The organism is Caulobacter sp. GW821-FHT11E11 (assembly GCF_058808315.1).
Genome location: NZ_JBXARO010000007.1, coordinates 365,701 through 385,896, shown reverse-complemented (window position 1 = coordinate 385,896; position 20,196 = coordinate 365,701). Strand labels below are relative to the sequence as shown.

The following is a 20,196-nucleotide window of genomic DNA, read 5'->3' as shown; positions in this document are numbered from 1 at the left end:
GTACTCGTGCTTTCTCTTACGCCTTGGGGGCGTTCATGTAGCCCGGCAACCAGGCTTCGTGGGCCGAGCGCAGAGCGGTCAGCGAGACGCTAAACAGGTCCTTTGACGCAAACGTGTCACCGCCCGCGACGCCGGCCACATTGGCGTGGATGCCGGCTTCCTTGGCCGCTTCCAGCACCGCGTCGGGGTCCGGGGTGGCGATCAGGTAGCGGGCCTGGTCTTCGCCGAACAGGTAGGGGTGAGCGTGGGCGTGGCTGGAGGCGTTCAGGGTGACGCCGACCTTGCTGGCCAGGGCAATGTCGGCCGCGGCGATCAGCAGGCCGCCGTCCGACAGGTCGTGGACACCGGCGAGCAGGCCCGACGAGATCAGGCCCCGGACGAAGTCGCCGTTCTTGCGCTCGACGGCCAGGTCGACCGGCGGCGGGGCGCCGTCCTCGCGGCCCAGGATCTCGCGCAGATAGATCGAGGCGCCCAGCTCGCCGTGCGTCTCGCCGATCAGGACGAGCGTGTCGCCCTCGGCCACAGCGCCGAAGCCGGTACGCAGGTCGTAGTCGTCCAGCAGGCCCACGGCGCCGACGGTCGGGGTCGGCGGAATGGCGACGCCGTTGGTCTCGTTGTAGAGCGACACGTTGCCCGACACGACCGGGAAGTCCAGCGCGCGGCAGGCCTCGGCCATGCCGTCGGTGGCGCGCACGATCTGGCCCATGGTCTCGGGCTTTTCAGGGCTGCCGAAGTTGAGGTTGTCGGTGATGGCGATCGGCAGGGCGCCGGCGGCCGTCAGGTTACGCCAGGCTTCTGCGACGGCCTGCTTGCCGCCCTCATAGGGGTCGGCCTGGACGTAGCGCGGGGTGCAGTCGCTGGTCACGGCGATGGCCTTGCCCGAGCCGTGGATGCGCACGATGCCGGCGTCGCAGCCGGTGGCGCTGTCTTCCAGGGTGTCGGCCATCACGTGGCGGTCGTACTGTTCCCACAGCCAGCGCTTGGAGGCCATGTCTGGGCAACCGACGATCTTCAGGACCGCTTCGTTCCAGTCGATCGGCGCGGGGATCTTGGCAGGGTCGAGGCGCGGGTCGAGCTTGGGCTGCACCCACGGGCGGTCATACAGCGGCGCATCGTCGAACAGCGGGGCCAGCGGCACGTCGCAGACCGTCTCGCCGTGATGCTTCAACACCAGGCGGCCGGTGTCGGTAGTGTAGCCGATGACGGCGGCGTCCAGGCCCCACTTCTCGAAGATGGCGTGGCCGTCCTGCTCGCGGCCGGGCTTCAGGACCGCCAGCATGCGCTCCTGGCTTTCCGACAGCATCATCTCGTAGGCCGACATGCCCTCTTCGCGCTGCGGGACCATGTCCATGTTCAGCTCGATGCCGACGCCGCCCTTGCCGGCCATCTCGACCGACGACGAGGTCAGGCCCGCCGCGCCCATGTCCTGGATGGCGGCGACCGCGCCGGTGGCCATCAGTTCCAGGGTGGCTTCGATCAGCAGCTTTTCGGCGAAGGGGTCGCCGACCTGGACGGTGGGGCGCTTCTCTTCCGAGTCCTCGGAGAACTCGGCCGAGGACATGGTCGCGCCGTGGATGCCGTCGCGGCCGGTCTTGGAGCCGAAATAGACGACCGCCAGGTTTGGACCGGGCGCGGCCGAGTAGAAGATGCTGTCGGCCTTGGCCAGGCCCACGCACATCGCGTTGACCAGGATGTTGCCGTTGTAACCCTTGTGGAAGTTGGTCTCGCCTGCGACGGTGGGTACGCCCACGCAGTTGCCGTAGCCGGCGATGCCGGCGACCACGCCATCCACCAGGCGCTTGGTCTTCGGGTGGCTGGGATCGCCGAAGCGCAGGGCGTTCAGCAGCGCGATCGGCCGCGCGCCCATCGTGAAGACGTCGCGCATGATGCCGCCCACGCCCGTCGCCGCGCCCTGATAGGGCTCGATGTAGGACGGGTGGTTGTGGCTCTCCATCTTGAAGATGATCGCGTCGCCGTCCCCGATGTCGATGACGCCGGCGTTCTCGCCCGGACCGCAGATCACGCGCGGCCCGTCGATCGGGAACTTCTTCAGCTGGTTCTTCGAGGACTTGTACGAGCAGTGCTCGGACCACATCACCGAGAAGACGCCCAGCTCCACCAGATTGGGCTCTCGGCCCAGGCGCTTGAGGACAACGTCATATTCGGCGGGTTTCAGACCGAACTCGGCGGCCAATTCGGCCATGGGCTTTTGGGGCGTGCTCATGGGCGCGCCTTCTAACCCGCTCGCTCAGATTCCGCTACAGCCAGTAGGCCGTTACATCGCCTTGATGGCGGTCTCCAGGTGCTTCATGCCCAGGGCGATCCACTGATCGATGACCGCGCCGCCCTTTTCGATGGAGCCCATGCGCAGGGAAACGCCGATCACGATGGCGCCGAACAGGGCCAGCACGACGATGATCGTATTCAGCAGCGGATTGATGCTCGAGCGCTTGCGGCGCTTGGCCCAGACGGGCACGCCGCTGACATAGGTCTCGGGGAACCGAACTTCGGGGTCGGCCATGGTGATGTTAACTCTGTGCGTCTGGGAAGGCTCCGCCGATGCCCTCCTGTTTTCCCTTGGCCGAACATTGGTAGACCTGAAACGGGTATTCCACCGATCTCCCCTGGGCCGTGCAGCTTAACCTTAATTCTCTAGCTCCAGGCGAAGCTTTCTCCCGCGAACGGCGCCATGGTGGGGATATCGTTGCAGGAGACCCTCATGCGCCGTCGTACCGTACTCGCCGCCCTGGCCGCCGCGCCGCTGACGGCCGCCGGTCGTGACCGCGAAGTGCGTGCGAAACTGGTGACCGAGAAGGGGACGATCATCATCGCCCTCTATCCCGACCGCGCGCCGATCACCGTGGCCAACTTCCTGGCCTATGCCGACAAGGGGCTGATGAAGGGCGGGAGCTTCTATCGGACCGTCTCGCCCAAGAACGACAACAATCCCGCCACCATCAGCGTGATCCAGGGCGGGCTGGGCGACGGCGGTCCATCGCTGCCGCCGATTCCCCTCGAGACGACCAAGCGCACCGGCGTCCGCCACACCGACGGCGTGATCTCGATGGCGCGGGACACGCCGGGCTCGGCGACCTCAGAGTTTTTCATCTGCCTGGGCGATAATCCGTCGCTGGACTATGGGGGCGCTCGCAATAAGGACGGCGGGGGCTTTGCCGCCTTTGGCAAGGTGGTCGAGGGCATGGATGTGGTCCGCGCCATCCACGCGGCGGCGACGGAAACGCGGGCCGACGACCCCTACATGAAGGGGCAGATGATCGGGAAACCCGTGAAGATTCTTGAGCTTAGCCGGAATTAAGGCGACTCCGCCGTAGGAACGTCGCAAGTCGGGGCCCGTTCTGTCCTCGTGCGCCGAGAGCGTGCGGAGTGAAACAGGAGTAAGCCCGATGGCTGACAACAATCGCGACCCGCAGCAGCAGCAGAACGACCAGCAGCGCCGAGCGCCCGACCAGCAGCAGCAGCAAGGGCAGCCCAAGCAGAACTCGAACGAGCCGGGCCGCAATCCCGGCGACCAGGCCAAGCCTCAGGACGAGAACCTCAGGCGCGGCGACCGCTGACCTGACTTGAACACCTCTCCGTAGATGGGAAGGGCCGGCGGATGGTCACCGCCGGCCCTTTTCGTATGGCTACTTGGCGTCCACCACCGGCAGCTCGATGAAGCTGGCCTCGGCGCCCGCGTGGAACACCCGCTGCGTGGCCTTTACGTAGTCGGCCGGCTTGGCGAAGAAGATGTTCGGCACGAAGGTCTGCGGGTTGCGGTCATAGAGCGGGAACCAGCTGGACTGGACCTGCACCATGATCCGGTGACCCGGCTGGAAGGTGTAGTTCGCGGTCGGCAGGATGAACTGGTACTTCAGCGGCTTGTTCGGCGTCAGGGCCTTGGGCGCGCTGAAGCTCTCGCGATAACGGCCGCGGAAGATGTCCATGCCCACCGACAGCTGGTAGCCGCCCAACTCGGGCTGGCTGGGCACCTCGTCGGGGAAGACGTCGATCAGCTTGACCACCCAGTCGCTGTCGGTGCCGCTGGTCGAGGCGACCAGGTTGACCTTGGGCACGCCGGCGATCTTCAGCGGCTCGGTCAGGACTTCGCTGGTGTAGGTGAGGACGTCGGGACGACCGTCGACGCTGCGCTGGTCGGTGACCAGCCACGGCGTCCAGCGGCTGCGGTCGCTGAACTGCATCGGGCGCGGGATGTAAGGCACCGGCTTGGCCGGGTCGGCGACATATTCGTCATAGGCCGCCGCGCCCTTGGCCGCCGCCGGGGCGGAGAAGGAGAGGGCGCCCTTGGCGTCCAGATAGAGGTTCTTGCCCGGCTTGCCCTCGCCGCCGGCCTGCGGCCACGACGCGTAGCGGTTCCACTTGTTCTGGCCCGGGTCGTAGATCAGCACTGGCGGGGTGTCGGCCTTGGGACCGTCCTTCAGATACTGGTCGAAGAACGGCTTCATCACGTCGCGGCGAAACTGCAGGGCGGTGTCGCCGTCCCACTTGAACGGGCCCAGGTTATAGCCGTCGTAATTGACCTGGCTGTGCCGCCAGGGACCCAGCACCAGGTAGTTCTTGTCGTTGCCGGCGTCCTTGCTCTCCAGGGCCGGATAGGCGTGCACCGCACCCCAGATGTCCTCCTGGTCCCACAGGCCCTGGATCCACATGGTCGGCACCTTGAGCGGTGTCTTCTCCATGGTCTTGTCGAGGGCCTGCTCGCTCCAGAAGCTGTCATAGGCCGGGTGAGCGAACAGCTTCTGGGTCCAGGGCAGCTTGTCCAGGCCGTGGTTCTTGGCGTAGTCGCCCGCCGAGCCTTCGCGCAGGAAGTTGGCGTAGTCGTCATAGCCTTGTCGCTGGACGCTCTCGCCCGCGCCGCGCACGCTGGTCTGGCCGGCGAAGTAGTCGAAATTGATCTGGCGGAAGGCGCCGTACTGGAACCAGTCGTCGCCCATCCAGCCGTCGACCATCGGGCTCATGGGCGCGGCGACCTTCAGGGCCGGGTGCGGATTGACCAGCGCCATCACGACGGTGAAGCCCTCGTACGAGCTGCCCAGCATGCCGACCTTGCCATTGGTCTCGGGCACGTTCTTCACCAGCCAGTCGATGGTGTCGTAGGCGTCGGTGGAGTGGTCGACCTCGGACGAGTTCAGCGGCCCCTTCAGCGGCCGGGTCATGACGTACTCGCCCTCCGAGCCGTACTTGCCGCGGATGTCCTGGAAGACGCGGATATAGCCGCCGTCGGCCACGAACGGCTCGTCGCCCTGCGGCATGGCCGAGACCATGCGCGGGCTGTCGGCGCGCGCGGCGCGCTTGGCGGCGTTGTAGGGCGTGCGGGTCAGCATGATGGGCAGGTTCTTGCCGCCCTTGGGGATCACGATGACAGTGTACAGCTTGGTCCCGTCGCGCATGGGGATCATGACCACGCGCTTCTCGTAGTCGTAATTGACCTTGGTCTGGACGTACTTGCCGTCGATGTCCGGGGTCATCGACGTGACCTGCGCCTGAGCGGCGGCAGCGGCGAAGACGGACAGGGCTGCGGCGGCCAGCAGGCCAGCGCGCAGGGTGGAAGCGAGACTCATGGGATTTGACCCTCCTACAGAGGCGGGCACCTTAGGAGCGGTTTTCGGCGCGTGCTACAGTGTAACAGCGCCATGGCGCACGATTGTGCCCGTCAGCGCGTATAGACGCCCATGAATGTTGCGCCCACGCCCGAGCAACCCTCGCCGTCGCTGGCGATCAGGTAGCGATCGATGCGGCGGAACTTGACTGTGCAGAAGGTCAGTTCCGGGGCGTCGGGAAACAGCTTCTTGTAGCGGGCCGCCTCGGCGGCGTCGTAGGTGCTGTAAAGCCCGGCGGAGCCGTCCACTCTCAGGTCGCCTTCGAAGCCGCCGGACGGCATGGAAGGCCGGCCCGTGTTCACGGTGTCCCCGCCGACGTGCAGGCCGCCGTGCTTGTCGCGGGTGATGCTGATCTGGCTGTTGCCACCGAAGGACCAGTCGCCCAGCCAGCCCAGGGGCGCCGTCGGCGTCGCTTCCCTGGTCAGATCCGCCGCCCGCAGCCAGCCGGCGGTGTAGCGGGTCTTCACGCCCGGGTACCAGGCGCAGGCCCAGCCGTCCTGGATGTCGCCGACCAGGACCTGGTCCTTGGCGATCAGATAGCTCTTGAGCGGACAGGCAGGCTTCGCCCCGGGGCAGAGGGCGGAAGAGATGTTGTGGAAGAAGGCCTTCGGGGCCGTGACGCGATAGACGGCGACGCCCTTGTCGAGGGCCTGCTCGACGAAGTCGCCCGCGTCGCAGTAGCGGTTCTGGGCATGGGCGGCGGAGGCTGAAAGACCGGCGAGAAGGGCGATGGCGATGACAGCTGAACGATGCATCGCGAGGCCCATCCGTATCAGGCGCTCTGGAAGATGCTGCGGAACAGCACCGCGCCGTCCTCGGAGCCGAGGTCGGCGTCGAAGGCGCGGTCGGGGTGGGGCATCAGGCCCAGGACGTTGCCGCCCTTGTTGACGATGCCGGCGATGGCGCGGGCCGACCCGTTGGGGTTTTCCTGATAGCGGAACACCACCTGGCCTTCGCCTTCGATCCGGTCGAGCGTTTCCTCGTCGGCGAAGTAGTTGCCCTCGCCGTTGCCGACGGTCATCACGGCTTCGCGCTGCTCGCCGAAACCGGCGGTGAAGCGGGTCTGGCCGTTGACGATGTCCAGGCCGATCGGCTTGCAGACGTACTTCAGGCCGGCGTTGCGCAGCAGGGCGCCGGGCAGCAGCCCGACTTCCGTCAGCACCTGGAAGCCGTTGCAGATGCCGACGACGGCGACGCCCTTTTCGGCGGCCGAGACGACTTCCTTCATGACCGGGCTCTGGGCCGCCATGGCGCCGCAGCGCAGGTAGTCGCCGTACGAGAAGCCGCCGGGCAGGACGATCAGGTCCAGGTCGTCCGGCAGCGCCGTCTCCTGGTGCCAGACCATTTCGACACGGGCTCCAGCGGAGCGCTCGATGGCGACCTTGCAGTCACGATCGCAGTTCGAACCGGGGAATACGACGACGGCGGCTTTCATGGCGCGGGCCTGTAGCACCGTTCGAACGGGATGTCAGTCCCGGCGCGGACGGAAACTACGCACATTCGTCCAGCTCGGGCGCGACGGGTTCACCGGTCGGAGGCGGGAAGGGGCTCTTGAACGTGAAAGCCGAGGGCGTCGGGCCGTGGGCCTCGAGCAGCGCCAGCTTTTCTAGCGCCTCTTCCACCGTCGGTTCATGGCCTACCGGCACCCACCACAGGGCCATGTAGGTTTCCATGTGCTCGAACCATTCCTTGCGGCGGCGCATGATCTCGACGTGGCCGCTGCGATAGACGTAGGCGCCCAGGGACGGGACGTCTTCCCAGACCGACAGGTTCGGAATGAACAGGGGATCGCCGTCGATCGCCAGGTCGGTGGCGTTGTTGCCGTCGCCCTTCAGTCGCCAGACGAAGCCGGGCGAGGATTCCGCGAGAGCGTTGATGCGGTCGAGATTGTCCGCGAAGTCCTTGATCATCGGATGGTCGATGGCCGCCTTCAGGCGTCCGACATTGACCTCGGCAAGGTGAAACTTCGCGCTCATCGACGGCTCTCCCTCTCTCGTCTGCTCGCCGAACATTGTGTGGCGACGCTTCGAGGGGAAGAGGCGGGGCGGATTAAATCCGCCCCATCATGGCGTCTTATGCGACGTCGATGCGGTAGCTTTCGATGACCGTATTGGCCAGCAGCTTCTCGCACATGGACTTGACCTCGGCCTTGGCGGCTTCGGCGTCCGTGGCTTCGAGATCGAATTCGATGACGCGGCCGACGCGGGCGTCCTTGACCGAGGGCCAGCCCAGGCCATGCAGGGCGTTCTCGACAGCCTTGCCCTGGACGTCGAGCACGCCGGGCTTCAGGAACACGTGGACGGTGGCTTTCACTGACAGGTTCTCCCCGCGCGGCCTGAGGCTTCGCGCTTCTTCCAGATGAAGGGCTTAGTGCACGCCGCCTTGGATGACGGTCGGCATTTCCTTCATGATCCCCAGGCGGCGGGCCACCTCGGTATAGCTCTCGATGACATTGCCCAGGTCGCGGCGGAAGCGGTCCTTGTCCAGCTTCTCGCTGGTGACCGAGTCCCACAGGCGGCAGCTGTCGGGGCTGATCTCGTCGGCCAGGATGATCCGCGAGAAGTCACCCTCGTAGATGCGGCCGAACTCGATCTTGAAGTCCACCAGGGTGATGCCGACGGCGCTGAACAGGCCCGACAGATAGTCGTTCACCCGCAGGGCGGTAGCCATCATGTCGTCGATCTCCTGGGTCGCGGCCCAGTTGAACGCGGTGATGTGCTCCTCGGAGACCATCGGGTCGCCCAGCTTGTCGTCCTTGTAGTAGAACTCGATGATCGAGCGGGGCAGGGGCTGACCCTCGGTCAGGCCCAGGCGCGTGGCGATCGAGCCGGCGGCGATGTTGCGCACCACGACCTCGAGCGGGACGATCTCGACTTCCTTGATCAACTGCTCGCGCAGGTTCAGGCGGCGGATGAAGTGGTTCTGGACGCCGATCCCGTTCAGGCGAGTCATGATGTACTCGCTGATGCGGTTGTTGATGACGCCCTTGCCTTCCAGGATGGCCTTCTTCTGGGCGTTGAAGGCCGTTGCGTCGTCCTTGAAGTACTGGATCAGGGTGCCGGGCTCGGGCCCCTCGTACAAGATCTTGGCCTTGCCTTCGTAGATCTTCTTGCGACGGGTCGTCATGGCTCTCGTCGAGGCCCTTCTGGAAAGCGTGCGCCCCACCGAAGAAAACGAAAAGCGCGCGCGGCGGATAGCTGCGCACGGCATTCGACTCAAGGCCGCTCACTAAAAAATATCTTATGGAACCTACCCGAATGAGCGCGGCCGCGCAAACAAAGGTGGGTTGTTTTAGTCTATGCTGAGACCGGAAACGTCGCCTGCGGCTTATCCGCCGATTGCGGTGGAGACCGCCACGAGATATGCAGCCGGCTTAAGAGCGTGATAGCTGAAAGTGGACGCCGGTTTCGGCGACCATCATGCTCAAAATGTTTAGAAATATGGCCTGTCGCGGCCGGATGAATTCATCTGGCCGCGACAGGCTGGCGACTTTGGGGCCTTCATGACCACCTTCGACGAACGCGAGCAGGCTTTCGAACGCAAGTTCGCGCACGACAACGAACTGGAATTCAAGGCGACCGCCCGTCGCAACCGCCTGCTGGGCGAATGGGCGGCTGGCCTGATGGGCCTGGCGACGGTCGAGGAATATGCTCGCGCCGTGGTGAAGTCCGACTTCGAACAGCCCGGCGACGAGGACGTGTTCCGCAAGGTCTTCGAAGACCTGAAGGGTTCGGGCGTCGCCGCGTCGGAAGGCGAGGTCCGCATGAAGATGGCTGAACTGCTGGCCGTGGCCCGTGAACAGCTGAAGGCCGGCGAGTAAGTTTCTCGCTTAAGCCGAACGAATAAGGGCCGCTCGAAAGAGCGGCCCTTTTCTTTGGTCCCTACCAGATCCGCGAGCGCTTCTCCGGCGGCAGGTAGAACTTGTCGCCGGCTTTCACGCCGAAGGCCGCGTACCAGGCGTCGACATTGCGCGTCGGGCCGATGACCCGGAAGTTCGACGGCGCGTGCGGGTCGGACGCCATCTGCTGCTTCAGCGAATCGTCGCGCGACTTGTCCTGCCAGCTCTGGGCGAAGGCCAGGAAGAAGCGCTGGTCGCCGGTCATGCCGTCGATCGTCGGGGCGGGCTTGCCCTTCAGCGAGGCGTGATAGGCGTCATAGGCCACCTGCAGGCCGGCCAGGTCGGCGATGTTCTCGCCCATGGTCAGGGCCGGATTGATCTTCATGCCCGGCACGGGCTCGTAGGTCCCGTACTGGCCGCCCAGCACCGCGGCCTGGGCCTCGAAGCGTTTGGCGTCCTCGGCGGTCCACCAGTCCCGCAGCTTGCCGGTGTCGTCGATCTTGCGGCCCTGGTCGTCGAAGCCGTGGCTGATCTCGTGGCCGATCACCGCGCCGATCGCACCGTAGTTCACCGCCGCATCCGCCGCCGGATCGAAGTAGGGGGCCTGCAGGATGCCGGCGGGGAACACGATCTTGTTCTCCAGCCCACCGTTGTAGGCGTTCACGGTCTGCGGGGTCATGACCCACTTGCCGCTGTCGACCGGCTTGCCCAGGTCGCCCAGGGTGTAGGCCCACTCGAAGGCGCCGCTGCGACGGACGTTGCCGTACAGGTCGTTGGCGTCGAGCTTCAGGCCCGAATAGTCGCGCCACTTGTCGGGATAGCCGACCATGACCTTCATCTTCGACAGCTTGCTCAGCGCCGCCTGCTTGGTGGCCGGGGCCATCCAAGGGGCCTTCTGGATGCGCTCGGCCATCGCCACCTTCAGGTTGGCGATCAACTCGACCATCTGGGCCTTGGACGAGGGCGGGAAGTACTTGGCGACATAGGCCTGACCGACCAACTCGCCCAGGCTGCCGTCGACCAGCTGCACGCCGCGCTTCCAGCGCGGACGCAGCTGGGTCTGGCCGCTCAGCACCTTGATATATTCAAAGCGGCTGTCGACGAAGCGCTTGGACAGGTACGGCGACATCTCCTGCACGCCCTGCACGACGCGCCAGGCCTTCAAGGTCTCCAGCGGCGTGCTGGCGAACAGCTTGGCGATGTCACGGACGGCGGTCTTTTCGCCCAGCACCAGCTGGTTGCGGCCGGTGATCCCGGCGGCGGCCAGGTAGTCCGTCCACGGAACCTCGGGCGCATAGGCCTTTAGCTCGTCCAGGGTGACGGGGTTGTAGATCTTGTCGATGTCGCGGCGCTCGGCGACGGCCCAGCTGACCTTGGCGATGGCGGTCTCGAAGGCCACGACGTCGGCGGCCGACTTGGCCGGGTCGGGGTAGCCGGCCATCTTCAGCGCCCGCTCGGCGAAGGCCGTGTAGGCCGCCAGCTGCGGCTTGAAGCCGTCGGTCAGGTAGTAGTCGCGGTCGGGCAGGCCCAGGCCCGATTGGCCGATATAGAGGGTGTTGAGCTCGGGGTTCTTGGCGTCCGGATAGATGTCCAGCGAGAACAGGTCCGGGCCGAAGCCGCCATGGGCCGCGCCCAGGCTCTTGGCCAGCTCGGCCTTGGACGAGACGGCGGCCACGGCGGCCAGGTCGACCTTCAGCGGCGTGTCGTCGACCTGCTCGACCTTGGCCTCGTCGGTGAAGCTCTTGTACAGGCCGCCGATCGGGGTCGAGGCGTCGGCCGTCTCGATCAGGGTGCGCAGCTGGTCCTGCGAGCGGTTGTAGACGTCGTAGCCGACGCCGGCCGAGGCTTGGTCGGCCGGGATGGTCGTCTTCTTTTCCCAGGCGCCATTGGCGAACTTGTTGAAGTCGTCGCCCGGTTTCACGGCGGTGTCGCGGGCCGTCAGGTCGACGCCCCACGCGCCGTACATCGGCTTATCGGCGGCGAAGGCCGAGCCGGAGATCGCGGCCACCGAAACGGCGGCCAGCAGGAAGATGCGCATGTGTAGGATCCCAATGCCCCTCAAGATGGTGGTGATGCTGCCCCATGCGCGGGCCCAGCGCAGATGAATTTCCCGTAATGTGAAACGAAGCCGACGGCGCGACCACGGGTTGGGCGACTACGACCTAAAAGGGGATTTTATCGGTCGCGTTTTGGTGGTCTGATCTCTGCCAACAAGTGGTCAGGCAAGCTGGCGCGTGGAGGAAACCGATGAACGATCTCGCAAGTCGCCGAGCGGTGCTGATGGCGGCGGGACTGGGTGGCGCGGCCTTGGCCGCCAATGGGGCCAACGCCGCGGCCATCGCCCAGGAGGTCGCCGCGCCGGGGCCAGCCCTGACGGCCAAGCACAAGATCAAGTTCGCGGTGATCGGCCTGGATCACTACCACATCATGAGCATGACCGCGGCCGTGAAGCGGGGCGGCGGCGAGTGCGTGTGGGTCTACGCCTATAACAACGACGCCAAGCAGCTCGCCGACTTCAAGAAGCAGCATGGCGACGTGCCGGTCGCCGCCAGCATCGACCAGATCCTCAATGACAAGTCGGTCCAGCTGGTCGCCGCCGCGCCCATCCCCGACCAGCGTACGCCGCTGGGCCTGAAGGTCATGGCCGCGGGCAAGGACTATCTGGCCGACAAGCCCGGCATCATCACCCTGGCGCAGCTGGCCCAGGTCCGCGCGGCGGTGAAGAAGACCGGCCGCAAGTACGCGATCATGTACTCCGAACGGCTGGAAGTGCCGTCGGCGATCAAGGCTGGCGAGCTCGTTCAGGCCGGCGCGATCGGCAAGGTCGTCCAGACGGTGAACCTGGCCCCGCACCGCATCGGCCAGGGCCGCCCGGACTGGTTCTGGGACAAGGCCCGCTATGGCGGCATCCTCACCGACATCGGCTCGCACCAGGCCGACCAGTTCCTGTTCTACACCGGCAGCAAGACCGCCAAGGTCGTGGCCAGCCAGACCGGCAACATCGCCAACACCGACCACCCGAAGTTCGAGGACTTCGGCGACCTGACCGCCGTGGGCGACGGCGGCACGGGCTATGTGCGGGTGGACTGGTACACGCCCGACGGCCTGGGCGTCTGGGGCGACGGGCGGCTCTTCATCCTCGGCACCGAGGGCTATATCGAGCTGCGCAAGTACGTCGATCCCACGGGCCGGCCAGGCGCCAACCACCTGCTGATCGTCGACAAGAAGCAGGCCCGCTACATCGACTGCAGCCAGGTCCAGCTGCCGTTCGGGCCGCAGTTCGTCACCGACATCGTCGAGCGCACGTCCGTCGCCCAGGATCAGGAGCAGGCCCTGCTGGCCGCCGAACTGGTGCTGACCGCCCAGAAGAACGCCACCAAGCCTGTGCTGGCCTAAGGGAGATGACGATGAGCAAGCTGACCCGTCCCAATCTTTCTCGTAGACAAGTCCTGGCCGCCGGCATCGCCTTCCCGACCATCGTGCCGGCCACGGTCTTCGGCCAGAACGCGCCGTCCAACCGCATCAACATCGGCGTCATCGGCGTGGGCCGCATCGCCCGTGGCCACGACATGGCCGAGACCTTCAAATACGACCACGCCCAGATCCTGGCGGTCTGCGACCTCGACTCCAAGCGCCTGGCCCTGGGTAAGCAGTTGGTCGACGAGACCTACTCCAAGAAGTACGGCCGCGCCTGGGACAGCGCCCGGACCTATGCCGACTATCACGAGCTGCTGGCCGTCAAGGACATCGACGCGGTCATCATCGCCACGCCCGACCACCAGCACGCCATCCTGGCCGTGCACGCGGTCAAGGCCGGCAAAGACGTCTACCTGCAGAAGCCGGCCTCGCTGACCATCGCCGAGGGGCGGACCATGGCCGACGCGGTGGCCGCCACCGGCCGCATCCTGCAGATCGGCTCGCAGCAGCGCTCGGACAAGCCGTGGCCGCAGTTCCGCCGCGCCTGCGAGCTGGTCCGCAACGGCCGCATCGGCCAGTTGAAGCATGTCGAGGTCGGCCTGCCGGGCGACCCGTCCGGTCCCGAAGCGCCGCAGCAGCCGATCCCGGCCAACCTGAACTACGACGCCTGGCTGGGCTCGACGCCCGAGGCCTACTATACCGAGATGCGGGTCCATCCGCAGGCCGACTTCAGCCGGCCGGGCTGGCTGCGCTGCGAGCAGTTCGGCGCCGGCATGATCACCGGCTGGGGCGCTCACCACGTCGACACCGCCCACTGGGGCATGGACATGGAGCACTCAGGTCCCGTCGAGATCTGGGGCTCGGCCGAGTTCCCGACCAGTGGCCTGTGGAACGTGCATGGCAAGTTCCTGACCCACGCCCGCTACGCCAACGGCGTGACCATGGACATCTCGGGCGACTTCCCGAACGGGGTGAAGTTTATCGGGACCGAGGGCTGGATCTTCGTCGCCCGCGATGCGGCGGTCACCTCCAGCGACCCGAGCTTTGGCCAGAAGCCGAGCCCGGCCCTCAGCGCCAGCAATCCCAAGGTTCTGGACAGTGTGATCGGCGCTAACGAGATCCACCTGCGCAAGTCCGAGGAGCAGCACGGCGACTGGCTGGACTCGATCAAGACCCGCAAGGCCCCATCGGCCTCGGCCGAGGTCGGCCACCGCGCCTGCACCACCTGCCTGCTGCACCACACGGCCATGAAGACCGGCCGCCGCCTGAAGTGGGATCCGAAGGCCGAGCGCTTCATCGGCGACGACGCCGCCAACGCCATGCTCAGCCGCCCGCAGCGCAAACCGTACACGTTCTAGGACGATGCCGATGATCACGAAACGAGACCTCGCCATCGCCGTTGGCGCGGTGGCTGTGACCCTGGCCGGCGTCGCCGTCGCCCAGGCCCCCAAGCCGGCGCTGCTCGGCCCGTCGGTCTGGCGTTGGGACGAGATCAAGTCCCACCCCACCGACGTCGGCGCCTATGCCCAGATCACGCGCGGCCCGACGGCGACGCTGGATGAGCTGGAGATGCACGTCACGACCCTGAAGCCGGGGCTCAGCTCACACGCGCCCCACACCCATCCCAACGAGGAGCTGGTGATCATCCGCGAGGGTGAGGTCGAGGTGCTGTCGGGCGGGGTGTGGAAGAAGGTCGGGCCGGGTGGCGTGGTGTTCAACGCCAGCAACAGTCCGCATGCCTTGAAGAACGTGGGGACCACGGACGCGGTCTATCATGTGATCAACTGGAAACCGCCGGCGCACTGAGGAAGGGCTTCAGCGCGCTCCAGGCCTCAGCCTTCTGCGCGAATGTCCGTGCCGCGTGGGCAGGGCTGGAGGAGGGCAGGGCGATCGTCTGGGCGCGCTCGCCGATCAGCTTCCCGCCCAGCTTCGCCGCCGTGCCGCCGTTGAAGGCGACGGCTCGTAGCGCCGGCAGGGTCTCGATAAGTTGGAGAAGATCATTCGCCGCCGGATCGCGGATCGCCGCGTCCAGGCTGCCGGGCCGCTCGGCCTCGGCGATCACGTCCCACAGGCCGACGCCGTGGGTCAGCAACGCCGCCAGCCGCGCCTCATAGTCCAGCGGAACGAGGGGCGTATCGAGCACGCCCTCCATCAGCCGCCAGAAGGCATTCCTCGGATTGCCGTAATACTGCTGAACCGCCAGCGAGGCCTCGCCCGGCAGGCTGCCCAGGATCAGGACGCGGGTATTCGCGTCGACGACCGCCGGGAAGCCTGCCTTGCGGGTCAGCCCTGTTCCCCGAAGACGCGCTTGAAGATCACGTCGACGTTCTTGGTGTGGTAGCCGTAGTCGAACAGCTCCTCGAGCACTTCGTCCGTCAGGGCCTTGGAGACCACCGGGTCAGCCTTGAGGAAGTCGATGAACCGACCCTCGCCGCGCCACACCTTCATCGAGTTGCCCTGCACGGCGGCATAGGCGTCCTCGCGCGACACGCCCTCTTGCGTCAGGGCCAGCATGACCCGTTGCGAGAAGACCAGGCCGCCCAGCTTGTCCAGGTTCTTGGCCATGTTGTCGGGATAGATGTTGAAGCGCTCGATGACGCCAGCCAGGCGGCGCAGGGCGAAGTCGAGGTGGATGGTGGCGTCGGGGCCGATGCCGCGCTCGACCGACGAGTGGCTGATGTCGCGCTCGTGCCAGAGGGCGACGTTTTCCATCGCCGGGATCACGGCCGAGCGGACGAGGCGGGCCAGGCCCGTCAGGTTTTCGGTCAGGATCGGGTTGCGCTTGTGCGGCATGGCCGACGAGCCCTTCTGGCCCGGATCGAACGGCTCTTCGGCTTCCAGCACCTCGGTACGCTGCAGGTGCCGGATCTCGGTGGCCAGACGCTCGACCGACGAGGCCACGACGCCCAGGGCGGCGAAATAGGCCGCGTGGCGGTCGCGCGGGATCACCTGGGTCGAGACCGGCTCGACGGCCAGGCCCATCTTGTCGGCCACGTGCTGTTCGACGCGCGGATCGACATTGGCGAAGGTGCCGACGGCGCCCGAGATCGCGCAGGTGGCGATCTCGAATTTGGCCATGGCCAGGCGCTCCTTGGCGCGCTGGAACTCGGCGTAGTAGCCGGCCAGCTTCAGGCCGAAGGTCAGGGGCTCGGCGTGGATGCCGTGGCTGCGACCGACGCAGACGGTCATCTTGTGCTCGAGCGCGCGGCGCTTCAGGGCGGCCAGAACCAGGTCGACGTCTTCCAGCAGCAGGTCGGTGGCCTTGCTCAGCTGCACGGCGAAGCAGGTGTCCAGCACGTCGCTGCTGGTCATGCCCTGGTGCAGGAAGCGGGCTTCCGGACCGACGATCTCCGACACGTGGGTCAGGAAGGCGATGACGTCATGCTTGGTGACGCGCTCGATCTCGTCGATGCGATCGCTGTCCCAGACCGCGTCGCGGCCTTTTTCCCATATCGTCTCGGCGGCGAGCTTCGGGATGGTCCCGATCTCGGCCATGGCGTCGGCGGCGTGGGCCTCGATCTCGAACCAGATCTTGTACTTGGTCTGGCTGGACCAGATGGCGGCGGCTTCGGGGCGGGCGTAGCGGCTGATCATGGGGCGGCCGTTTCGGCCCGACCGCCCCCGGAGTCAAGGGAAGAGGCTTATTACTTACGCGGCTTCACGCGACTTCATGTGCTTGACCATGCCGATCGCAGCCAGGGCGTAGTGGACTCCGGCCCAGGCGTAGAAGCACAGCGAGACGATGATGCCTTGCTGGCTGGACAGGGCCAGGGTCGAGCGGCACTGCGCCGCCAGCTCGGGCGCCGAGTTCTTGGGCGCGATGCCGCCGGGGCAGGTCGCCGCGAAGTTCTGGCCGCCTTCGACACCAAACGAGGCCAGCACGCTGTGGATCACGCCGCCCGCGTCCGGGACGTTGAAGTGGTACTGGGCCAAGTGGTCGATCAGCCAGCCGGTGAAGACCGGCCCGCCGCCCAAGGCGATCAGATTGAGGAAGAAGAACAGCAGGGCCGTGGCGGTGGCCCGGCGACGCGGCTCCACCGAGTTCTGGACCACGGCGAACGTCGGGGCCAGATACACGTAGTGGAAGATGCCGGGGATCAGCAGGATCATCGCCGTCGCCTGCCACTCGCTCTGCAGGTAGGCGAGGATGTAGATCGGCGTGCAGATGATCAGGCCGATGGCCGGGACCCAGGCGTACCATTTGACGCTGCGCTTGCCGGCCCAGTCGCTGAGGAAGCCGCCGACCAGGGTGCCGACGCCCGCAGAGAAGCCGCCGATCAGGCCGGTGATCAGGCCGACCTGCGCCAGGCCCAGGCCGAAGGCGCGCACGAAGTAGGACGGTACGAAGGCGCCCGAGCCGTATGAGCCGAACGAGGCGATGGTCACGCCCAGCACCATGTTCAGCACGGGCCATTTGAAGAACAGGATCTTGAAGACCGCCCACAGCTCGGAGAACTCGTTGGCCAGCGAGAAGGCCGGCTTGGGCGCGGGCTCGACGACCAGATTTTCGGCCTCGAGCGGGCGCTCGGCGATCTCGGAGTGGCCGCGTGGCGGTTCCTTGACCACCAGCTTGACGATCAGGGCCAGGATGATGCCGGGCAGGCCGACGATGACGAAGGCCACGCGCCAGCTGAACTCCTGGGCCAGCCAGCCGCCGGCGACCGCGCCGAACATGGTGCCCAGCGGGATGCCGAACGAATAGATCGACAGGGCCGAGGCGCGTTTCTTGGGCTCGTAATAGTCGCTGATCAGCGAGTGGCTGGGCGGCGAGCAGCCGGCCTCGCCGACGCCCACGCCGAAGCGGAACAGGGCCAGTTGGGCAAAGCTGGTGGCCGCGCCGCACAGGGCGGTGAAGCCTGACCAGACGACCAGCGACACCGAGATGATGGTCACCCGGTTCCATCGCTCGGCCAGGCGGGCGATCGGGATGCCAAGGATGGTGTAGAGCAGGGCGAAGTAGAGGCCGCCCAGCAAGCCGAGCTGGGTGTCGGTCAGCTTCAGGTCGACCTTGATGGCCTGGCCGATGGTGGCGATGATCGTCCGGTCGATGAAGTTGAAGGTGTAGGTCGCCAGAAGCAGCCCCAGCACCGTCGCCTTGTAGCCATTCGAATAAAGCGGCCGTTCGCCGCCGGACGCACGCGCGTCGGCCATACTGACTCTCTCCCTTCAAACATTTGTTCTAATTCTTTGAGGGGACTGTGACGGAGCGGAAGCCAAAGCGCCAGAGGCTATTTCGCAAGCCTCCGGCGCCCGCCAAATCAGGCGACCATCTCTTCCCGGATGCTGTTCCGCGCCGCCCAGAACAGGCCGAACGCGGCAAAGCCTAAGGTGGCGGAAACGATCAGCGCCCAGCGCACGCCTTGGGCTTCGCCCAGGCCCATGTGGCCGGCCAGCACGTCGCTGAGCAGGCCCACGGCGACGGGACCCAGGCCCAGGCCGATCAGGTTGATGATCAGCAGCAGCACGGCCGAGGCCGTCGCCCGCAAGGCCGGATCGACGATGCTCTGGGCCGTGGCGTAGACGGGGCCGTACCACAGCGTGCCCAGCAGGGCGTTGATGGCCAGCAGGCCGATGGCGGTCATCGGCGCGTCCAGGCTGACGGCGGTGATGTAGATCGGGATGGTGATCACCGAGGCGATCGCCGGCACGGTGACGTAGGCCCGCAGGTCCTTGGCCCCCAGGCGGTCGGCGAAGACCCCGCCCAGCCAGGCGCCGATGACGCCTGCCGTGCCGCCGATCAGGCCCAGGGCCAACCCTAAGAACCCCGCCGGCTTCAGGCCGACGTTCGCGGCCAACTGCGTCAGCTCCGGTCCGTGATTGCGGAAGAAGAACGAGGCCGTGAACGGCGCGTGGCCATAGCCGATGAAGGCCTTGATCGAGGCGGCCAGGGCCACCAGCCAGAAGGTCTTCTTGGTCGCCAGCACCGCCAGGGCGGCGGCGAAGCTGATCTGCGAACTGGCGCGAGCAGCCATCTCGGCGGCCAGCTTCTTGCGCGGCTCGACCAGGGTGAAGGCGGCGACCAGGGCGAACAGCACGCCCGGCGCGCCCGCGACCATGAAGGCCGCGCGCCAACCGTAGGCGTCGGCGATCAGCCCGCCCATGGCCATGCCGGCCAGCGTGCCCAGCGGCGTGCCGATCGAGTAGAAGGCGATGGCGCTGGCCCGCTTTTCCTTGGGCACATAGTCGGTGATCAGCGAGTGGGCGGGCGGCGTGCAGCCAGCCTCGCCGACGCCCACCCCGATCCGCATCAGGATCAGCTGCCAGAAGTTCTGGGTGAAGCCGCACAGCACCGTGAAGGCGCTCCAGGCGGCCACCGACGCGCCGATGATGTAGGGGCGGTTCTTGGTCTCGGCGATGCGGGCGATCGGGATGCCCAGCACGGTGTAGAAGATGGCGAAAGCCAGGCCGGTCATCATGCCCAGCTGCCAGTCGGCCAGGTTAAGGTCGCGCTTGATCGGCTCGGCCAGGATATTGACCACCTGTCGGTCCAGGAAGTTCAGGGTGTAGATGATCAGCAGGACCCAGAGGGCGTAACGACGATAGGCGCTTGATACGGGCGCGATCACGGGCGACGGCGTGGCGGTTTCCGCCATGGACTCTCTCCCTCAAACATTTGTTCTAATCGTTGAGGCCACCTTAGACGCAGGGTAAGCCGAAAGGCCATCCGGCATTTACGCGTGGGGAGAGTGCGTCATGGAACTCGTCATCGGCACCAAGGCCTGGTCCAGCTGGTCGCTGCGCCCGTGGCTGGCGCTCAAGCGCACCGGCGCGGCATTCGAAGAGATCGAGGTCGCGCTGCGCCAGGGCGAGGTGACGACCGCCGAGATCGGCAAGATCTCGCCCAGCAAGCTGGCGCCGGCCCTGAAGGACGGCGACCTGGTGGTCTGGGACTCGCTGGCGATCTGCGAATACCTGGCTGAGAAGTTCCCGGACGCCAAGCTATGGCCGGCCGACACGGCCCTGCGCGCCCTGGCCCGCGCGACGGCGTCCGAGATGCACTCGGGCTTCCAGGCGCTGCGCGGCGAGTGCGCGATGGCGCTGGACGCAGCGCCGCACAAGCTGGACATCTCCGAAGCCACCCAGAAGGACGTGCGCAAGATCGTCGAGCGCTGGAACCAGCTGCTGGCGCGCTCGGGCGGCCCGTTCCTGCTGGGCGAATGGTCGATCGCCGACGCCTTCTGGACGCCGGTGGCGACGCGCTTCCGCACCTACGAGATCAAGCTGGCGGACTACGGCGACGCCGGCCCGGCCCAGGCCTATGCCGACCGCCTGCTAAAGACTCCGGAGTTCCTGGAGTGGGAGCAGGCGGCCAAGGCCTAGTTC

Annotated in this window: 19 protein-coding genes and 1 pseudogene; 7 read left to right on the top strand and 13 right to left on the bottom strand. The window is 66.4% G+C overall.

Annotation, left to right across the window (positions count from 1 at the left end; translation table 11 throughout):
* Window positions 1–16: 16 nt before the first annotated feature.
* The gene (gene purL / locus AC1RR5_RS19455; protein ID WP_492924071.1) at window positions 17–2,224 is read right to left on the bottom strand and encodes a phosphoribosylformylglycinamidine synthase subunit PurL; all 2,208 of its coding nucleotides are present in this window, start codon (window positions 2,222–2,224) and stop codon (window positions 17–19) included.
* Between the two features lie 93 nt (window positions 2,225–2,317).
* Window positions 2,318–2,521, bottom strand: a pseudogene (locus AC1RR5_RS19450) (hypothetical protein); the annotation flags it as partial.
* 198 nt (window positions 2,522–2,719) lie between these two features.
* Between AC1RR5_RS19450 and AC1RR5_RS19445 the strand changes: the two are divergent.
* Window positions 2,720–3,316, top strand: a complete 597-nt coding sequence (locus AC1RR5_RS19445) for a peptidylprolyl isomerase (RefSeq protein ID WP_492924069.1) — start codon at window positions 2,720–2,722, stop codon at window positions 3,314–3,316.
* A gap of 88 nt (window positions 3,317–3,404) precedes the next feature.
* Entirely contained in the window at window positions 3,405–3,575 is a 171-nt protein-coding gene (locus tag AC1RR5_RS19440) for a hypothetical protein (protein WP_492924067.1), read from the top strand.
* A 69-nt stretch (window positions 3,576–3,644) separates the two neighbouring features.
* On the opposite strand, the gene AC1RR5_RS19435 is transcribed toward AC1RR5_RS19440, so the two are convergent.
* The 6 genes from AC1RR5_RS19435 to purC all read right to left on the bottom strand — a co-directional run bounded on the left by AC1RR5_RS19435 (window position 3,645) and on the right by purC (window position 8,744).
* Window positions 3,645–5,579, bottom strand: coding sequence for a CocE/NonD family hydrolase (locus AC1RR5_RS19435; protein WP_492924065.1), 1,935 nt, complete (start codon window positions 5,577–5,579; stop codon window positions 3,645–3,647).
* Between the two features lie 92 nt (window positions 5,580–5,671).
* Window positions 5,672–6,373: a hypothetical protein gene (locus tag AC1RR5_RS19430; RefSeq protein WP_492924063.1), complete on the bottom strand. Its 702-nt coding sequence runs from the start codon at window positions 6,371–6,373 to the stop codon at window positions 5,672–5,674.
* Window positions 6,374–6,390: 17 nt separating this feature from the next.
* Window positions 6,391–7,053, bottom strand: coding sequence for a phosphoribosylformylglycinamidine synthase subunit PurQ (gene purQ / locus AC1RR5_RS19425; RefSeq protein ID WP_492924061.1), 663 nt, complete (start codon window positions 7,051–7,053; stop codon window positions 6,391–6,393).
* Between the two features lie 55 nt (window positions 7,054–7,108).
* Window positions 7,109–7,594: a DUF3291 domain-containing protein gene (locus AC1RR5_RS19420; RefSeq protein WP_492924059.1), complete on the bottom strand. Its 486-nt coding sequence runs from the start codon at window positions 7,592–7,594 to the stop codon at window positions 7,109–7,111.
* 97 nt (window positions 7,595–7,691) lie between these two features.
* Window positions 7,692–7,931 (bottom strand): phosphoribosylformylglycinamidine synthase subunit PurS, encoded by a 240-nt coding sequence (purS, locus tag AC1RR5_RS19415; RefSeq protein ID WP_492924057.1) that lies wholly within the window; start codon window positions 7,929–7,931, stop codon window positions 7,692–7,694.
* Window positions 7,932–7,985: 54 nt separating this feature from the next.
* Window positions 7,986–8,744, bottom strand: a complete 759-nt coding sequence (gene purC / locus AC1RR5_RS19410) for a phosphoribosylaminoimidazolesuccinocarboxamide synthase (RefSeq protein ID WP_492924055.1) — start codon at window positions 8,742–8,744, stop codon at window positions 7,986–7,988.
* 376 nt (window positions 8,745–9,120) lie between these two features.
* Here purC and AC1RR5_RS19405 point away from each other — a divergent pair, with 376 nt between their 5' ends.
* The gene (locus AC1RR5_RS19405) at window positions 9,121–9,438 is read left to right on the top strand and encodes a DUF1476 domain-containing protein (RefSeq protein ID WP_492924053.1); all 318 of its coding nucleotides are present in this window, start codon (window positions 9,121–9,123) and stop codon (window positions 9,436–9,438) included.
* Between the two features lie 61 nt (window positions 9,439–9,499).
* Here the strand turns inward: AC1RR5_RS19405 and AC1RR5_RS19400 are convergent, their stop codons facing one another.
* Window positions 9,500–11,494, bottom strand: a complete 1,995-nt coding sequence (locus AC1RR5_RS19400) for a M13 family metallopeptidase (protein ID WP_492924052.1) — start codon at window positions 11,492–11,494, stop codon at window positions 9,500–9,502.
* 209 nt (window positions 11,495–11,703) lie between these two features.
* Here AC1RR5_RS19400 and AC1RR5_RS19395 point away from each other — a divergent pair, with 209 nt between their 5' ends.
* Genes AC1RR5_RS19395 through AC1RR5_RS19385 form a run of 3 tightly spaced genes read left to right on the top strand, consistent with a single transcriptional unit; the run spans window position 11,704 to window position 14,679 of the window.
* The gene (locus AC1RR5_RS19395; protein ID WP_492924050.1) at window positions 11,704–12,852 is read left to right on the top strand and encodes a Gfo/Idh/MocA family protein; all 1,149 of its coding nucleotides are present in this window, start codon (window positions 11,704–11,706) and stop codon (window positions 12,850–12,852) included.
* A gap of 11 nt (window positions 12,853–12,863) precedes the next feature.
* Complete coding sequence (locus tag AC1RR5_RS19390) at window positions 12,864–14,231, top strand: Gfo/Idh/MocA family protein (protein WP_492924049.1); 1,368 nt, start codon at window positions 12,864–12,866, stop codon at window positions 14,229–14,231.
* 10 nt (window positions 14,232–14,241) lie between these two features.
* Window positions 14,242–14,679, top strand: coding sequence for a cupin domain-containing protein (locus tag AC1RR5_RS19385; RefSeq protein WP_492924047.1), 438 nt, complete (start codon window positions 14,242–14,244; stop codon window positions 14,677–14,679).
* Here the strand turns inward: AC1RR5_RS19385 and AC1RR5_RS19380 are convergent.
* The 4 genes from AC1RR5_RS19380 to AC1RR5_RS19365 all read right to left on the bottom strand — a co-directional run bounded on the left by AC1RR5_RS19380 (window position 14,654) and on the right by AC1RR5_RS19365 (window position 19,466).
* Window positions 14,654–15,160, bottom strand: coding sequence for a DNA-deoxyinosine glycosylase (locus tag AC1RR5_RS19380; RefSeq protein ID WP_492924117.1), 507 nt, complete (start codon window positions 15,158–15,160; stop codon window positions 14,654–14,656). The genes AC1RR5_RS19385 and AC1RR5_RS19380 overlap by 26 nt on opposite strands.
* Entirely contained in the window at window positions 15,157–16,467 is a 1,311-nt protein-coding gene (purB, locus tag AC1RR5_RS19375; protein ID WP_492924045.1) for an adenylosuccinate lyase, read from the bottom strand. Before purB ends, AC1RR5_RS19380 begins: the two co-directional genes overlap by 4 nt.
* A gap of 54 nt (window positions 16,468–16,521) precedes the next feature.
* Window positions 16,522–18,024, bottom strand: coding sequence for a spinster family MFS transporter (locus AC1RR5_RS19370; protein WP_492924043.1), 1,503 nt, complete (start codon window positions 18,022–18,024; stop codon window positions 16,522–16,524).
* Window positions 18,025–18,131: 107 nt separating this feature from the next.
* Window positions 18,132–19,466, bottom strand: a complete 1,335-nt coding sequence (locus tag AC1RR5_RS19365) for a spinster family MFS transporter (protein WP_492924041.1) — start codon at window positions 19,464–19,466, stop codon at window positions 18,132–18,134.
* Window positions 19,467–19,566: 100 nt separating this feature from the next.
* Between AC1RR5_RS19365 and AC1RR5_RS19360 the strand changes: the two genes are divergently transcribed.
* The gene (locus AC1RR5_RS19360) at window positions 19,567–20,193 is read left to right on the top strand and encodes a glutathione S-transferase family protein (RefSeq protein WP_492924039.1); all 627 of its coding nucleotides are present in this window, start codon (window positions 19,567–19,569) and stop codon (window positions 20,191–20,193) included.
* Window positions 20,194–20,196 lie beyond the last annotated feature (3 nt).

Excerpts from the sequence above, each read along its gene's own strand:
- AC1RR5_RS19360 (WP_492924039.1), top strand. The coding sequence starts at position 19,567 with ATGGAACTCGTCATCGGCACCAAGGCCTGGTCCAGCTGGTCGCTGCGC.
- AC1RR5_RS19405 (WP_492924053.1), top strand. The coding sequence starts at position 9,121 with ATGACCACCTTCGACGAACGCGAGCAGGCTTTCGAACGCAAGTTCGCG.
- purL (WP_492924071.1), bottom strand. The coding sequence starts at position 2,224 with ATGAGCACGCCCCAAAAGCCCATGGCCGAATTGGCCGCCGAGTTCGGT.
- AC1RR5_RS19400 (WP_492924052.1), bottom strand. The coding sequence starts at position 11,494 with ATGCGCATCTTCCTGCTGGCCGCCGTTTCGGTGGCCGCGATCTCCGGC.
- AC1RR5_RS19430 (WP_492924063.1), bottom strand. The coding sequence starts at position 6,373 with ATGCATCGTTCAGCTGTCATCGCCATCGCCCTTCTCGCCGGTCTTTCA.
- AC1RR5_RS19440 (WP_492924067.1), top strand. The coding sequence starts at position 3,405 with ATGGCTGACAACAATCGCGACCCGCAGCAGCAGCAGAACGACCAGCAG.
- AC1RR5_RS19445 (WP_492924069.1), top strand. The coding sequence starts at position 2,720 with ATGCGCCGTCGTACCGTACTCGCCGCCCTGGCCGCCGCGCCGCTGACG.
- AC1RR5_RS19420 (WP_492924059.1), bottom strand. The coding sequence starts at position 7,594 with ATGAGCGCGAAGTTTCACCTTGCCGAGGTCAATGTCGGACGCCTGAAG.
- purB (WP_492924045.1), bottom strand. The coding sequence starts at position 16,467 with ATGATCAGCCGCTACGCCCGCCCCGAAGCCGCCGCCATCTGGTCCAGC.
- AC1RR5_RS19390 (WP_492924049.1), top strand. The coding sequence starts at position 12,864 with ATGAGCAAGCTGACCCGTCCCAATCTTTCTCGTAGACAAGTCCTGGCC.
- AC1RR5_RS19385 (WP_492924047.1), top strand. The coding sequence starts at position 14,242 with ATGATCACGAAACGAGACCTCGCCATCGCCGTTGGCGCGGTGGCTGTG.
- AC1RR5_RS19435 (WP_492924065.1), bottom strand. The coding sequence starts at position 5,579 with ATGAGTCTCGCTTCCACCCTGCGCGCTGGCCTGCTGGCCGCCGCAGCC.
- purC (WP_492924055.1), bottom strand. The coding sequence starts at position 8,744 with ATGACGACCCGTCGCAAGAAGATCTACGAAGGCAAGGCCAAGATCTTG.
- AC1RR5_RS19365 (WP_492924041.1), bottom strand. The coding sequence starts at position 19,466 with ATGGCGGAAACCGCCACGCCGTCGCCCGTGATCGCGCCCGTATCAAGC.
- purQ (WP_492924061.1), bottom strand. The coding sequence starts at position 7,053 with ATGAAAGCCGCCGTCGTCGTATTCCCCGGTTCGAACTGCGATCGTGAC.
- AC1RR5_RS19395 (WP_492924050.1), top strand. The coding sequence starts at position 11,704 with ATGAACGATCTCGCAAGTCGCCGAGCGGTGCTGATGGCGGCGGGACTG.
- AC1RR5_RS19370 (WP_492924043.1), bottom strand. The coding sequence starts at position 18,024 with ATGGCCGACGCGCGTGCGTCCGGCGGCGAACGGCCGCTTTATTCGAAT.